General features: G+C 58.1%; 22 protein-coding genes and 1 pseudogene. 15 read left to right on the forward strand and 8 right to left on the reverse strand.

Annotated features, from left to right (window positions below; all coding sequences use genetic code 11):
- Positions 1-15: 15 nt before the first annotated feature.
- The 4 genes and pseudogenes from QMX96_RS04655 to QMX96_RS04670 form a co-directional block, all read right to left on the reverse strand.
- Positions 16-114: pseudogene (locus QMX96_RS04655) on the reverse strand (Replication protein P); the annotation flags it as partial.
- Entirely contained in the window at positions 84-737 is a 654-nt protein-coding gene (locus tag QMX96_RS04660; RefSeq protein WP_282361266.1) for a hypothetical protein, read from the reverse strand. The pseudogene QMX96_RS04655 and the gene QMX96_RS04660, both read right to left, overlap by 31 nt.
- A complete protein-coding gene (dnaB, locus tag QMX96_RS04665; protein WP_282361267.1) occupies positions 737-2,077 on the reverse strand; it encodes a replicative DNA helicase in 1,341 nt (446 codons plus the stop codon). Before dnaB ends, QMX96_RS04660 begins: the two co-directional genes overlap by 1 nt.
- On the reverse strand, positions 2,074-3,063 hold the full coding sequence (locus tag QMX96_RS04670) for a replication protein (RefSeq protein ID WP_282361268.1): 990 nt from the start codon (positions 3,061-3,063) through the stop codon (positions 2,074-2,076). The genes dnaB and QMX96_RS04670 overlap by 4 nt, the downstream gene beginning before the upstream one ends.
- Between QMX96_RS04670 and QMX96_RS04675 the strand changes: the two genes are divergently transcribed.
- Positions 3,047-3,277: a hypothetical protein gene (locus tag QMX96_RS04675; RefSeq protein WP_282361269.1), complete on the forward strand. Its 231-nt coding sequence runs from the start codon at positions 3,047-3,049 to the stop codon at positions 3,275-3,277. The two genes, QMX96_RS04670 and QMX96_RS04675, sit on opposite strands and share 17 nt — an antisense overlap.
- A gap of 71 nt (positions 3,278-3,348) precedes the next feature.
- Here the strand turns inward: QMX96_RS04675 and QMX96_RS04680 are convergent, their stop codons facing one another.
- Genes QMX96_RS04680 through QMX96_RS04690 form a run of 3 tightly spaced genes read right to left on the reverse strand, consistent with a single transcriptional unit; the run spans position 3,349 to position 3,981 of the window.
- Positions 3,349-3,555, reverse strand: coding sequence for a hypothetical protein (locus tag QMX96_RS04680; protein WP_060476702.1), 207 nt, complete (start codon positions 3,553-3,555; stop codon positions 3,349-3,351).
- Between the two features lie 18 nt (positions 3,556-3,573).
- The gene (locus tag QMX96_RS04685; RefSeq protein ID WP_060476701.1) at positions 3,574-3,774 is read right to left on the reverse strand and encodes a hypothetical protein; all 201 of its coding nucleotides are present in this window, start codon (positions 3,772-3,774) and stop codon (positions 3,574-3,576) included.
- Positions 3,775-3,804: 30 nt separating this feature from the next.
- Positions 3,805-3,981 carry a Cro/CI family transcriptional regulator gene (locus QMX96_RS04690; RefSeq protein ID WP_019751331.1) on the reverse strand — a complete coding sequence of 59 codons (177 nt, stop codon included), beginning with the start codon at positions 3,979-3,981 and terminating at the stop codon, positions 3,805-3,807.
- 108 nt (positions 3,982-4,089) lie between these two features.
- On the opposite strand from QMX96_RS04690, the gene QMX96_RS04695 reads away from it, so the two are divergent.
- From QMX96_RS04695 to QMX96_RS04720, 6 genes are all read left to right on the forward strand, one after another.
- The gene (locus QMX96_RS04695; protein WP_282361271.1) at positions 4,090-4,758 is read left to right on the forward strand and encodes a S24 family peptidase; all 669 of its coding nucleotides are present in this window, start codon (positions 4,090-4,092) and stop codon (positions 4,756-4,758) included.
- A 7-nt stretch (positions 4,759-4,765) separates the two neighbouring features.
- On the forward strand, positions 4,766-5,008 hold the full coding sequence (locus QMX96_RS04700; protein WP_282361272.1) for a hypothetical protein: 243 nt from the start codon (positions 4,766-4,768) through the stop codon (positions 5,006-5,008).
- 22 nt (positions 5,009-5,030) lie between these two features.
- The gene (locus QMX96_RS04705) at positions 5,031-5,348 is read left to right on the forward strand and encodes a hypothetical protein (protein ID WP_282361273.1); all 318 of its coding nucleotides are present in this window, start codon (positions 5,031-5,033) and stop codon (positions 5,346-5,348) included.
- Between the two features lie 25 nt (positions 5,349-5,373).
- Entirely contained in the window at positions 5,374-6,084 is a 711-nt protein-coding gene (locus QMX96_RS04710) for a hypothetical protein (RefSeq protein WP_282361274.1), read from the forward strand.
- A 163-nt stretch (positions 6,085-6,247) separates the two neighbouring features.
- Positions 6,248-6,484 (forward strand): hypothetical protein, encoded by a 237-nt coding sequence (locus QMX96_RS04715; protein WP_282361275.1) that lies wholly within the window; start codon positions 6,248-6,250, stop codon positions 6,482-6,484.
- 784 nt (positions 6,485-7,268) lie between these two features.
- On the forward strand, positions 7,269-7,532 hold the full coding sequence (locus QMX96_RS04720; RefSeq protein ID WP_267909304.1) for a DUF1654 domain-containing protein: 264 nt from the start codon (positions 7,269-7,271) through the stop codon (positions 7,530-7,532).
- Positions 7,533-8,010: 478 nt separating this feature from the next.
- Here the strand turns inward: QMX96_RS04720 and QMX96_RS04725 are convergent, their stop codons facing one another.
- Positions 8,011-8,814, reverse strand: coding sequence for a hypothetical protein (locus QMX96_RS04725; RefSeq protein WP_282361276.1), 804 nt, complete (start codon positions 8,812-8,814; stop codon positions 8,011-8,013).
- Between the two features lie 121 nt (positions 8,815-8,935).
- Here QMX96_RS04725 and QMX96_RS04730 point away from each other — a divergent pair, with 121 nt between their 5' ends.
- From QMX96_RS04730 to QMX96_RS04765, 8 genes are all read left to right on the forward strand, one after another.
- On the forward strand, positions 8,936-9,070 hold the full coding sequence (locus tag QMX96_RS04730) for a hypothetical protein (RefSeq protein WP_256127438.1): 135 nt from the start codon (positions 8,936-8,938) through the stop codon (positions 9,068-9,070).
- 58 nt (positions 9,071-9,128) lie between these two features.
- Positions 9,129-9,434 (forward strand): hypothetical protein, encoded by a 306-nt coding sequence (locus QMX96_RS04735; RefSeq protein ID WP_282361277.1) that lies wholly within the window; start codon positions 9,129-9,131, stop codon positions 9,432-9,434.
- Between the two features lie 63 nt (positions 9,435-9,497).
- Positions 9,498-9,710: a hypothetical protein gene (locus QMX96_RS04740; RefSeq protein ID WP_061302610.1), complete on the forward strand. Its 213-nt coding sequence runs from the start codon at positions 9,498-9,500 to the stop codon at positions 9,708-9,710.
- A 348-nt stretch (positions 9,711-10,058) separates the two neighbouring features.
- Positions 10,059-10,547, forward strand: a complete 489-nt coding sequence (locus QMX96_RS04745; RefSeq protein ID WP_059395566.1) for an HNH endonuclease — start codon at positions 10,059-10,061, stop codon at positions 10,545-10,547.
- A 122-nt stretch (positions 10,548-10,669) separates the two neighbouring features.
- The gene (locus QMX96_RS04750) at positions 10,670-11,086 is read left to right on the forward strand and encodes a hypothetical protein (RefSeq protein ID WP_282361278.1); all 417 of its coding nucleotides are present in this window, start codon (positions 10,670-10,672) and stop codon (positions 11,084-11,086) included.
- Positions 11,083-11,274: a hypothetical protein gene (locus tag QMX96_RS04755; protein ID WP_282361279.1), complete on the forward strand. Its 192-nt coding sequence runs from the start codon at positions 11,083-11,085 to the stop codon at positions 11,272-11,274. The genes QMX96_RS04750 and QMX96_RS04755 overlap by 4 nt, the downstream gene beginning before the upstream one ends.
- Entirely contained in the window at positions 11,271-11,492 is a 222-nt protein-coding gene (locus tag QMX96_RS04760; RefSeq protein WP_150568869.1) for a hypothetical protein, read from the forward strand. The genes QMX96_RS04755 and QMX96_RS04760 overlap by 4 nt, the downstream gene beginning before the upstream one ends.
- 469 nt (positions 11,493-11,961) lie before the next feature.
- Positions 11,962-13,086, forward strand: a complete 1,125-nt coding sequence (locus QMX96_RS04765; protein ID WP_282361280.1) for a hypothetical protein — start codon at positions 11,962-11,964, stop codon at positions 13,084-13,086.
- The last annotated feature ends 1 nt before the right edge of the window (position 13,087 follow it).

The following is a 13,087-nucleotide window of genomic DNA, read 5'->3' on the forward strand; positions in this document are numbered from 1 at the left end:
GAGTCGTCAAAGGCATCACACCCCCTCCCCGGCCGGCTGCCCGGCGCGCTTGATTTTCAACTTGGCCAGCAGGTGTGCACGGTTCATGCTGCACCTCGCAGAGAAAGACGGAATTGCTGACGGTCTAGGAACCACTTGATGGCCCGCTCACAAGTGCTGGGGGCAGGAAGGGAGGCCATGCGCTCGGCATTCACCGGTGCATGTGTTTCTCGCAGGCACTGCTCCATGTCGGATCGATCAGCCATCCCAAGGAACAGCTCTTCCAGGATGTCGCCGATAGGCCGGACGTTATCCATGATGTCGCCCTTGGCTGCGGCGCTGATGCGCGCCCACATCCCGTAGTCACCGTGGTCGCGCACCAAGCAGTGGAGGTCATAAGGGCAAAGCCCGTTCGTCCAGCCGGCCGATCCACGGACAAGCATCCCGCAGTTCATCAGCCCCTCACGATCGGATTCGGGCCGCCCCACCAGGAACATGACTTCACGGCCTGTGCGCTCCATCACTGCGTCGGCCTTCTCGATCTCGATCTCAGTAGGATTCTTCCCCTTCACCTCCAAGTAGATCCCGACGTTAGGCAGCCAGAAATCAGGTAAGTAGTAGCCATCATCGACGCGAACCAGATCGGGCTCGTAGAGGTAAAAGATGCCTGCAGCTTCCAGCACTCGCGCCCACAGCAGCTCTGTGTAGGAGCGGAGGCGGTAGCCCTTGTGGTGGTAGATCGCTCTGCGCTCTCTCATCAGAAATTCACCTTCACGACGTTGTCTTGTTTGGCCCGGCTGGCCAAGGGCATGAAGCGGGAGCGGTCGCCCTGGAAAGCGGTTGGCACCATGCCGATCTCGCCGTCTCGGTTCTTGCGAATCAGGATTTCCCCGATGCCTTTGTCCTGGGTGTTGGGGTGGTAAACCTCATCGCGGTACACGAACATCACGATGTCGGCGTCCTGCTCGATAGCCCCGGATTCGCGCAGGTCGCTGAGCACCGGGCGCTTGTCTGGACGGGATTCGCAGCCGCGGTTGAGCTGGGACAGGACGATGACAGGGCACTCCAGCTCTCTGGCCAGCAGCTTGATCTGGCGCGACATAGCGGTAACGTCCTCTGTGCGCCCCTTGCCCTCGCCTTCCATCAGGCCGAGGTAATCAATGACCACCAGGCCCAGACCGCCCATGCGGTGCGACTGGCGGCGTGCAATGGCGCGAATGCGCGGCATCGTCATCACAGGCACGTCGGATACGCAGATCGGCGCATCGCGCAGCTTCATAGTGGCCGCGGCCAGCTGCACGCTATAGTCACTTGCGCACTCGCCAGTCTTGAGCGATGGCAGCGGAATTCCACCGACCGCCGCCAAGAGACGGTCAGTCAGCTGCGTCTTGCTCATCTCCAGGCTGATAACCAGCACCGGACGGCCCTGATTGATTGCCACGTCTGCAGCTACGTTCATCGCCAAGGTGGTCTTGCCCATTGCAGGGCGACCGGCAACCACGATCATCTGACCTGCCTTCAGACCCTGGGTGTACTTGTCGAGATCCGGGATGCCTGAGCCCAGGCCTTCCATCGTCACGCCCTTCAGGAATTGGTCATGGCGCGCCTGCAGAACCTCAACATGCTCTGCCAGAATGTCGCCGATCATCTGGCACTCGCCATCGTTGCCGGCGGCGTCCAAGCCCAGCACGATGGATTGGGCCAGGGAGATCTTGTCCTCGATGTCGGCCTGCTCATGCGCGACTTCGTTGATGCGCTCCGCAGCGGCGGACAACTGCCGACAAATCGCTCGGTCACGGATGATCTGGGCGTATGTCTTGGCGTTGGCCACGCTTGGGGTATTTGCTTGGAGCTCTGCGGCGTAGGCCGTGGTTCTGGTGCCGCTGGGGAGCTCGGCACGGCGGTCAGCCAGGGTGATTACGTCCACCGGCCGGCCATCTACGTGAAGCTCCAGGATCAGGCGGTACAGATCGGCGTTGTCATCCCAGGCGAAAGCCTCAGGAGACAGGCCATCAGACAAGACGTCGATCAGATGCGGCTGGCGGAGCATGGAGCCCAGTACGCCGTGCTCAGCTTCGAGGCTATGAAGTTCGATCATTGCGCAGCCTCCGCGATTTCACGAAACACAGCGCGGCTCACAAGGGCTTCCAGGCGAGGCTGTACGTTCGCGCCACGGAAGAACACTTGGCTGCGGTTGTTTGCCTTCTGGAAGAACCCCAGCCAGAACCCCTGGCCACTCTGGTGAGCAGCAGATTCATTCCAGCGCTCAGCGATCATGCTGCGCAGCACACGGTCTGTAGGGACTGTCACGGCGGGAAGGCTCGAGCAGACCTTGTGGTACAGGTCGATGATCTTGTCGACCGGAACGCCTGCCTCGCTGGCACCATTCGGATTGCGCTTGAACTCGCGGCCCAGCCAGTTGACCAGGAAGCGGCGCCAGTCCTTCTTCGGCTTGCTGCCGCTGGCCCAGGCCGCTGCACGCTTGATCTCGGCCTCGACGTCGATTGGCGCGTAGGCTTGAGCCCATTTGGTGATCAGGTTGACGTCGACTTCGAAATCTTCGCCAGTGAACACAACCTGCTTGCCTTCCGACTGAGCGGGCTCCGCCCCCCGGGGGGCAGTAATCTGTTCCGAAGGAACAGTTACTAGGGGTTTTTCTTTCGTATAAAGAAGGGAGTCGTCGGGAATTGGTAGTTTCGTTACGTTGTCGGACTTACCAATTTTGGTAGTTTCGACTGATTTTGGTTGAGTCGATTGCTCCTTTTTCGGCTCTTGGTACACCCATTCACAAGGCGGGCAAATGCCGATTTCGCCACGGCTACCGCCAACCCGGTACAGCACTCGACGAGCCAGCAGGCTGCTGATAGCACGCGAAACGTGCGCAGGCAGGATGTTGGTCATCTTGGCCACTTCGTCGGCAGTAATGCGGCGCTCTGTCAGGTTGTAGCCGATCACCAGGCGAGCAATCGCGTGCAGTGTCTTGAACTCAGCTGGCGACAGGTGAACCGCTGCCAGAGCGTCCATCAGCTGATTGTCCATCCGGGTAAAGCCCCCGGCTGATTTGAAGGTGAAGACGTTACTCATGGGCTGCTCCAGGGCGCGGGGCAGCCAGGAACGCGTGCAGGTGATGCAGGCATTCACGGACGAGCTGTCGTTTAGATTGGCGCGAGTACTGGGCTCGAACCTGGCGAGCGGCAGTTACGGCCTGCTCGAAATGATTGCGCGCCACGAAATCGTGATTCGCATTTTGTGGCGCGAGGGCCACGGTATTGCTTTGGGTGCTCAGGTGCATATATGATGACCTCACACAAGCGTTACGAATGCAGTACAAGAAACCGGGCGGCCACCCGGTTTTTTTGCGCCTGCGGTTTAGGTGTCACTTTTGAGGCCCTCTTTAGGGGCCAATTGGTACAGCTTCGCTTTGGGCCTACCGACCATTGCCGGCCCTCCCATTGCCAGGAACTCGATGGCAATAGCCTCAAGTGCCTGATCAATGCTCAAGCCCTTCTTCAAGGCAAAAGCACTGATCTTTCTCTTCGCACCATCACTCAGGTGCTCGTAGTCGATTTCGGGCACGTGACCTCCATAGGGCCCCTAGGCCGCGCTAGACTGCTTGTCGTCCTTGCTCAGCGCTTCAATCGCACCGTTTTCCACGGCCCACTCGATCATTTCGTAGAGGTAGGTCGCGTGCTGCATCTCTGCGCGCTCTGCTGCCCGGGCCAGGATGCGGTCCAGGGTTTTGTTGAAACGGACCTTCCGAGGCGTATCACGCTTGTGGGATTGGTCTGCGTACATGCGGGTACTGCTCCTTGCGGTTGAAATTGGTTAGGCGGCGGATTTCGTAGAGGCCTTAAGCTTCCCTTTTGTCAGTACCTGGATTTGGTACTGGCGAGACTCCGGGACGAATTCGCCCCACTGGGTGACTGCGCTCGGGTTGATCAGCAAGGCGTCAGCAAGCTTCTTTTTGGAGCCGAAGAAGGCGGCGGCATCAGTTGTCTTCATTGCTTCGCTCCTTTGGCGATAAGGCTATTTAAGCATGCTAATTTTTGAACAGCAAGACCATGAGCATGGCAAGCCCATGCTAAATTTCAGTTGGCTTAATATTTGAGGATGAATAGACCTGAACGAATCGCTGCGGCGATCAAGCACAGCAGAAAGCTGAAGAAGGAGATCGCGCGCGAATGCGGCGTCACACCTTCGGCTGTAACCCAGTGGGTAACGGGCGACAGCAAGAGCATGAAACCGGAAAACCTATTCGCGCTGGCAGACGCTACCGGCGTAAGCGCTGAGTGGCTTGCAAATGGCACCGGCGGAATGACTAAAGAAACCTCTGGATTCGACGCCAACGTAGAGCCTGTTCCTGGCCCTGTCAGGTATTACGAATACCCAGAAATCAGCTGGGTTCAGGCTGGGATGCCAATGGAAGCGATAGAGATCTCGAACGTTGCGTCGTGCGAGGTTCATCCATCAGACGCATGGGCCGGTCCACAGGGTTTTTGGCTCAAAGTGAAGGGGCCGTCGATGACCTCCTCTAATGGCATGTCTTTCCCGGAGGGAATGGTGATCCTGGTGGCGCCTGGATTCGACGTTGAGAGCAGCCAGTTCGTGGTGGCCAAGATGGTCGATACCAACGAGGCGACCTTCAAGCAGTTCATCTGGGATTCTGGCCGGGCCTTCCTCAAGCCACTTAACCCATCGTTCCCGACTGTCGAGGTGGATGGCGAGTGGGTTCTTGTGGGGCGCGTAGTGGATGCCAAGTGGCCGCGATCGGCTCTGTGAGGTTGCCATGCCCCTAACCAAGACCAACCAAGAACTACGCCGCGACCTCCAGGGCCTGGCCTCTGACCTGAAATGGTCAGCGGTCGAGCTGATGCGAATTGCTGAACGACTGAGCCAGGCCGGAAACGAGAATGACGCCCAGGCAGTGATTAGGATCTGCCAGGTGATGCAGAACGGGGAAGGTCGGGTGGTGGGCGTGGGGCGGATTGAGCGGGGCGGAGTAAATAGGTCGACGAGGGTTTATGCGTAGATTTTCATCATAAGGAAAGGAAATGAGCAGAGTGTACGAGCGGAATGAAGTTTCACCCCAGGCTCCGGTGATTAAGCGTACCCCCAATCATATTAACGAGCACTGTACGTCCGTATTTGTTATGGCAATGGGTAGCGCCGAAGGCCAGCGGTTAGTTCTTCAATTTGGCAGGGATGCAGTGGAACTGGCTGATGGCTCCACGAGGGGCGACAACAGGGTTCAGACGATTCAGCATACGTTTGCAAACCTGACAATTGACACCTCAGAAGCGGTAAGGATGGCTGAAGCTATTCTCAGGCTAGTAAAAGAACATGGCGAGCGCGTGCATGCAGGGCCTTAGTCAAAGACCCGGTGATGATCTTGCAATGTTCTCTATCGTCATTGCTCAAGCCAAGAACGATCCAGAAATTCGCGAGGCGATCCTGGCAGATGGTTCATATCGCACAATCTGGCCGCTGATCATCGATCAAAATGACAAACCACAGGCAGTGGGCGATACTCATCGCATGAACGACATCACTCGTGAAGAGCTGAGCAGCACCCTGTCCGCTATTGAAGAGCGGATGGATAAGCGCGTCGAGCGGATGGAAGCGTCCGAAGACCGTCGCGCCGAAGCCTATCGCCGCGAGCAAGAAGCTCGAGACCGGCTGTATGCGGAACGATTTGAGGCAACAAGCCGGCGGCTTGAAGATCGGGACAAAGTCATTGACTCCAAGTTAGACGCCATGAGTTCAGCGGTGCTTCGCATGAGCGAAAAGGTTGATGGGTTTGAGAAGGTACTGGACAGCAAGCTGGCCGACGTCAAAAGCTCGAACCGCAATGCAGCCTGGGCGATGCTTGCTATCGCTGCGGCCACTGTAGTAGGCATTTGGGGAGTAAATTCGACGATTGTTGGCAGCGTTACCGGCTTCTTTGATGCTGGAAAAGCCTCAAGCCAAGCCCAACAAGACATCGAAAAGCTAGTCAAAGACTCGAAGCTTCAAAGCGAGGAAACCTTCAAGCTTCTTCAGCAAATTCAAGCTCAGCAGCAATCAGCTCAGAAGGTTCCCGAGCCAGCCAAGGCACCTACTCAGTAAACAGCAAACCGGCCCAGCGCCGATTTTTCCACGCTTAGCATTACGCCATCCATCGCCCTACAATCCGACCAAGCTGAAGGATCAGCACCCATCGCAGAGAGCCCGCCACTGAGCGGGCTTTTTGTTGCCTGCTACGATTTCCTCACCACTTGGAGGAATCGCTATGGCCGACCTTCCTGACGACCCTACAGCGGCGTTGCTTTACCGCCTCAACCAGAACATCAACGCGCTTGGCGCCGCCATGGAGGAGGTCGGGATCTGGCTCGACCAGCGAGGGGCAACAGAAGCGCATGATCGGATCAATGAGCACCTGGAGGTGCTGATGGATAACAGCGACTCCATTGCCGATCTGCTGGCCGAGCTGATCGCTAAGCAGAATTCGGACAGCCATGGCGCCTGAGCCAGCGCCTACCCCCTAAGACATGAAGCCCGCCTCGGCGGGCTTTTTCATACCTATCCGCGCCCCGCGCCGCCGCTACCTCTCAACCATCGGGTCACTGGAGCCCTTCGCCTCATACTGTGCTCGATTGAAATTGCGCTGGACCTCCTTCATGTCGGCGTCCCCGCGCTCGGTGCGTGAGGCCATGCACGTGAGCTCTCGAACTCCGCCGGGCCCTTCGATTTTCATTGCGTAGGGCTCACACGCCGCCCCCTTTCTGAGGTAGCACCTTGGGTTTTCCCCAAATATACACGCCCTTGCAGCACTATTCCTGTGGCTCTTCATAGGCGCCCAAGAGCCACCTTTTTTAGCTTGGATGGAGAAGGTGAGGCCTTCGTCGCCGACATTGGGGTATTCAGTGAGCGCCTCTGAAAATGCGCAAGGAATGTAACTTACAATCGCCAAGACCAGAGCCGGAACAATTTGGCGCCGCATAAAGACCTCCTAGGCTTCGTGATGGTTGACCTGGTCGACAACCATCACCCAGGTGACAGGAGTGTAGAAAGCTTCCGCATGATCTTCCTGCGGCCACGACAGGCGGCCATCTGAGACGGGGCATGCCTTCACGCTTTTTTCACGCCCCACCTTGCACAGTGAAGGCTCATACGCTTTCCCTTTCGCCCGCCCATCCCTGCGGGCTTTTTTATGCGCGCCCGCCAAAAGAGCACAAATGTGCTCTATCCAGTATTGCCACTGACCTCCATATTATTTACTGTACATCCATACAGCACATGGAGTTTTTACCGTGGCCAAAGCCAAGACCGCATCCAAGTCCCAAGCCCCTACCCCGCCTACGCGATACGAGCTGATGGGCGCCCGCATCCAGAAGATAGTCAATTCCCCGGCAGCTCAAAGCTCACGCTCCGTCATCCTGGCCAAGGCCGACCATGAGGCCCAGGAAGATTGGGAGCGCTTCCTGGACGAGGTGGCCGAGAATGACAATGTGACCATCGCCCCGCGTGAGGATGGCTCAGTTCGACTGAGCTGGGTCGTACCCAAGGAAGACTGATTTTCAGCATCCCTCTTTGCCCGCCTAGCGCGGGCTTTTTTGTTCCCACCAGATTCAGCATCCTAAATTATTTTATTGAGCATGCTTGACCGAGTGATTTCAGCTTGCTAAATTTCACTCCATCGAGGCGCTACACAGCCCCTCGGGAGGCCCTCAAGCCTCACCGCTCTTTAAAAACCAGATGAACGCCGAGCTGGCCGATGCATAGCCAGCGGACGTGCCGCGCAACGGTACGCAGCGATTCGACCTCATGTCGGCGCTGGGCATAGGAGACCTCATTCGGAGGGCGTAGCTGGAGAGGCTGCGTGATGTTGAGTAGGAACGAAGCTTATGGGGACTGGAATTTTTCCTCGTGTTTTGCCGAAAGACGTTGACGGGAAAGCGACCGTTGGCCTGTGCAAAGAAAGAGATTACCGGCTCGCCACGTGTGAGCCGGATGCTCTCCAGATGATCTTGAAAAGGATCATGCGGAAAGCAGTTACCTGTTTGAGCCGTAACTGCCTGGTACTTGATAGGCGCGAATTTTCCTAAAGCCTGATATGGCGTGTGCCTTTTCGAGCTTTAACCGCTTTTCAAGCTGGCTAATCTGAAGCATCAAGCCTCTAGGATTTTCAATGCTTCCAGATTCCAGAATCGCTCGCAAAGAAGCGATCTTGGCCTCGATTTGCCTGACAAGGTTTCCTGTTCCGCCGGCATACTGCCGATCAGTAAGCGCTTGCGCCTCATCTTGCTTGGCGATTTTCTCAAGTCTTAAGCAGCTCTGGCAGGTCCAGCTGGGCGGAACCCGGTTGAAACCGACCGCATACACATTGCGGCATTTACTGCACTCCGCTCTGACTTGGGGTTCGGTGCTTAGTCGCGCTTGATCTGGGCGCAACTTTGTTGGCGGGGACTTCCTTGGCTTTTGGCTACGAGCCTCTGTGCTGGCCTGGGACAGCCTGTCAAAAGCTTTAAGCGCGCCCTGATCATTGGGAGACTTCTCAAGGTAGTAAGCAAGCGCTTCAAGCTTTCTCAGGCTATTCGCGGTGCTGGTTGATGAGACGGCCTCCACCAAGGCTTTGTAGTGAGCATGACCAACGTCAATCCCTCTGTAGGTTGTGCTCTCGACGCGCCGATTAGATCTCCCCTGGACACCACATTTGCCGCTTAGGGGTGGCTTATACCGCGAACCTCTATCAGTCTTCGTATCCGCTGATTCGCTACCGTCTCGGGCGCCATCAGTTTTCTTAGAACTCATCCGCTCCTTGAGCTGCATCAGTACCGCGAGATTCTTCGGGTCCATGGCCTTCGCCTCTGATTTCAACTTCCCCGAGATTACCAGCGGCAAAGAGCCATCACCACCACGTATTCACTGAAGCACCTGGGCGACCGGGTGCTTTGGGAATCCACTGGAGGAACACAGCATGAACCGCAAGCAATTCCGCAAAGCCCGCGTCGCCGTGAAGTCCGACCGCATCAACAACACCTGCAACTGCCTCGTTCCTGGTTACGAGAAGGCGCTGATCCTTGAGTTGATGCACCGCCCACGCTCCTGGTGATTTCACTCGCAGCCATTCCCAAGAGTGGCTGCCGGGAAATCAACCCGAGGGCATTCACGTGAACAAAGAAGAAATCTACGACGAACAAATCAGTCCGCTGATGCAAAGCATCATCGGCATTTGCCGTGAGCACGGCATTGCATTGATCGCCAGCTTCAACATCGCCCATGACGGTGAGGGCCCGAACGGCGAAGACTGCTCCCGCCTGACCTGTACCTCCCATCTGCCTGATGGTGAAGGGGCTTTCGATGAGCGCTTCAGCAAGGCCGCCGCGGCGATTCAGCGAAGCGCTCCGCATCACATCGGCATGAACATCACGACACAGCATGCCGACGGCACCCGGACGCTTACTGCGGTGATTTGATTTCACTGGCTGGCCTTGGCGGCAGGGCCAGACGGGAAATCAACCGCCCTGGAGGGCAGATCGATGTCCCAAACATTCGAGCAAGGCTGGGCAGCGCGGCCATTCGCTCAGCAGTTCCCGGAAATGAACGCCGACGAGGCCAAGCGCCTCGACCACATCAACACGTCCATCACCACGCTGTATCTGGCCGGCCTGCTGACCGACAAGCAGGCCAACGAGATCCGCACCAAGAAATTCCCCAAGGTCGTCACCAAGGCGGTCCTGGGCAAGCGCTGATTCCCTGACAGCCGGGAAGACGGCCCGATGCCCTGCTCCCCATCGCAGGCTGCACCGGGGTGTGAACTGAATCCTGCCGCCAAGCAGCACAGCTTCTATCCAGCGAGATCGGGAGGAACGAACACCGGTCGATGCAGAGATTGGCTCCTGCCAGTTCACACCCCGATGCAGTTTCCATCGATTTAAAGCGCATCACCGTTTGCCTTACGCAAGTTAAGGCTCACCGCAGCAAACATTAATCGACGTACACGCAGGCGAATCCGGAGCCTACCCGGCCAGACCAGATGCATGTGAGGTAGCGCTCACCGCCTGCACCCCTTCCCTTCACATCGACTCAAGGAGACGCAAATGCTGACGCATGAGCGCCTGCGCGAGCTATTGGCTTACGACCCTGAAAGCGGGGTCTTTACCTGGCTCCAATCGAAAGGCACCCGAGTTGCTGGAAAGCCTGCCGGTTATATCTGCGGCGAGAAAGGCATCTACATCATGGTCGACAAGAAGGGCTACCGAGCCCATCGCCTCGCATGGTTCTACATGACTGGGGTATGGCCTGCAGACCAGGTTGATCACATCGACAGAAACCCAAACAACAATGTTTGGGCGAATCTGCGCGAGGCCACTGGATCCGAGAACAGCCACAACACCAAGCGTGCGCATACCAATACCAGCGGCGTAAAGGGCGTGTCGTGGGTATCAAGTCTGGGAAAGTGGCGTGCACAGGTGAAACTTCGCGGCGTCATCCATTGCGCTGGCGACTTTGACGACCTTCAGAAAGCTACAGAGGCTGTTCGATCTCTGCGATCCAGGCTGCATGGCGAGTTCACTTGCCACGGGTAGCCACCTATTCCCCTAAATCAAAAGTGACCGCATCGGCAGGCGCCAGGCCACCTTTCACGGTGGGTTTGGTCACCCGCGCCTGGCTCCTGGCCAATGCGGTTGCTCACGCCCTGGAGGCGATAATGTCAGCACTACGAAAAGCCCAGTGGCTCTACGACAACGCCGAGCCTGAAGACGATTCTGTGCATCAAGAAGCGATCCAGGCTTGGATCGAAGACAAGGCCGAGCAATTGGTCGGTGGTGCTGATGTGCTGGTGCGTCAACGCTTTGGCCCGCCGGTGGGTATCCGCCAAGACCAGTTCGTGTCCAAGGTCGCCGAGCATCTCAGGGCGCTGCAGGAGGCTGAGCAAGACGATCTGAATGCCTTGGCCTTACTTCTGCTTCAAGCGGTAACAGGTGGTCCCGTGAAGAACTTGGTCGAGGAAGTCGTTGGCCAGAGCGATCACAGCCGCGGGACACTCTTCGAAATCGCCCAGTCGATGCTTGAGCCGTATGCCCAAGCAGGCATCGAGGCTGATGCAGAGGATGCCGAGCTATGAGCCCGCACATCCTGATCGACCAGGAACTGGATGCTATGTCGCATCCAGGCACCCCGCTCAGCTTGAGCGTCATGCTCCAGCGCCAGCTCACCGAAATGATGGCGGATCAGCGCATCACCATCGAAGAGTTCAACCACTACTGCGCACGACTCAACAGGGTTGTTGATGGGCGCAAGGAGGCTGCATGACCACGCCTATCGTGAAGACGCTCATCGACGAGCAGGTCGCCGAACTGCCCGAGGCCCAGGCTATGCCGGCCGACCGGGTTCTGATGCTCTTCAAGGGCCCGACGTTCGCCGCCGCGGTGAATGAGGCGGCGCTGGCCAGTATTGAGAATCCCGCTGCCTGGAAGTGCCGGGCCTGCATCTGCGGCGAGTGGACAGTTGGGTATGAGGTGCGGGCATGAGGGTGGTTGGCTGGAAGTCAGGAGTTCCTGATAGCGACCGAGAGGTCCAAGTATTGCGTGAGCTCGATAACGGCTCACGCGTTCGATGGAACTGTCGATTCCACTCCAATGAAGGGCGATGGGCCACCCATGACGGCATTTTCATCGGCGGCGTATTGGGCTGGAGAGAGCTGAAATGACCAGCTACCAGCGCGCCCGCCGCCTGGTCATCTGGCGCGGCTCCTTCTCTGCCATCTTCACCTGCACCGTATTCATGCTCGCCAGCGCACTGGCCGGCAGCATCACTTCCTGAATCACGTAGCCGAGCACGGCGGCCCTTCGGGATAACCGTACCCCTTCGGGAGCGTAAGCGGCGAGAGCGCGCAACCATCCACCGCAGCCAGGGCCTGGAGCGTACCTCCAATCTGGGTGACCTGGCATTTCCCTATTCCAACTGACGGCGCTCGCATGGAGCGCGAGGTGTGTCCCAATGTCCGCACAACAACAGCTGATCACCGTCGACGACATCAGCGAAGAGAACGCCCCTGCCATCTACGTGCTGGGCGGCCTGAAACCTTTCCTTGAGCACACCAGGTCGCAGGTATGCGGCGAAGTGCCAGATCTGACCACCCGTAAAGGGCGCGAACGCATCGCCAGCCTGGCAGCTGAAGTGAGCCGGTCCAAGAAAGCAGTGGAGAATCCTGGTCGAGATTACTTGCGCCGCCTCAAGGAGATGCCGAAGGTCGTCGAGACCGAGCTTCGCGAGTTCGTCACTGAAATGGACAAGCTTCGCGACGAAGTGCGCAAGCCGCTGAACGACTGGCAGGCCGCTGAGGATGCCCGGGTAGATCGGCACAACAGCGCCATTGCCCACCTGAAGCTCAACGCCCAGGACCTGGACGGCATCACCGCCGAGGACTTGGCCGACCGAATCGCCAAGGTTGAGGCCGTCTCCTTGGGCGAGCAGTGGCAAGAGTTCGAAGCCGAAGCCGCCCGGGCCAAGGACGATTCGCTGAAGGCGCTGCGTACTGCATTGGCTGCCCGCCAGCAATACGAATCCGAACAGGCCGAACTGGCCCGCCTGCGCCGCGAAGCAGAAGAGCGCGCCGAGCAGGACCGCATCCGAGCGGCACAGGAGGCCGCAGTCGAGGCTGAGCGCCAGCGCGTGGCCCAAGAGCAGCAGGCAGCGCGTGAAGCCGCAGCCCGCCGCGAGCAGGAACTGATCGACCAGGATGCCGCACAAGAGCGTGAAGCCGAGAACCAGCGCCTGCAGCTCAAGCTGCAAGCCGAACAAGCAGAGCGCGCCCGGATTCAGGCAGAGGCCGACCGCGTTGCTACCGAGCAGCAGATGGAGCAGGAGCGCCAGGACGCCGCTCGACGGCAAGAAGAGGCAGCCGAGCAGGCGCGCCAGGAAGAACGCCGCCGCGCCGATGCCGCTGCAGCCGAGATCCTCCGGCAGCAGGAAGTCCGCGAGCGCGACCAAGCCCACAAGACCAAAGTCATGGGAGAAGCCAAAACCGCGTTGATGTCACTGAACATCACAGAGGAGCTGGCCAGGGCCATCGTGCTCAAGATCGCCCGCCGCGAAGTCCCAAACATCACCATCAACTTCTGAG

Source organism: Pseudomonas sp. PS01300 (genome assembly GCF_029960155.1).
GTDB lineage: Bacteria > Pseudomonadota > Gammaproteobacteria > Pseudomonadales > Pseudomonadaceae > Aquipseudomonas > Aquipseudomonas palmensis.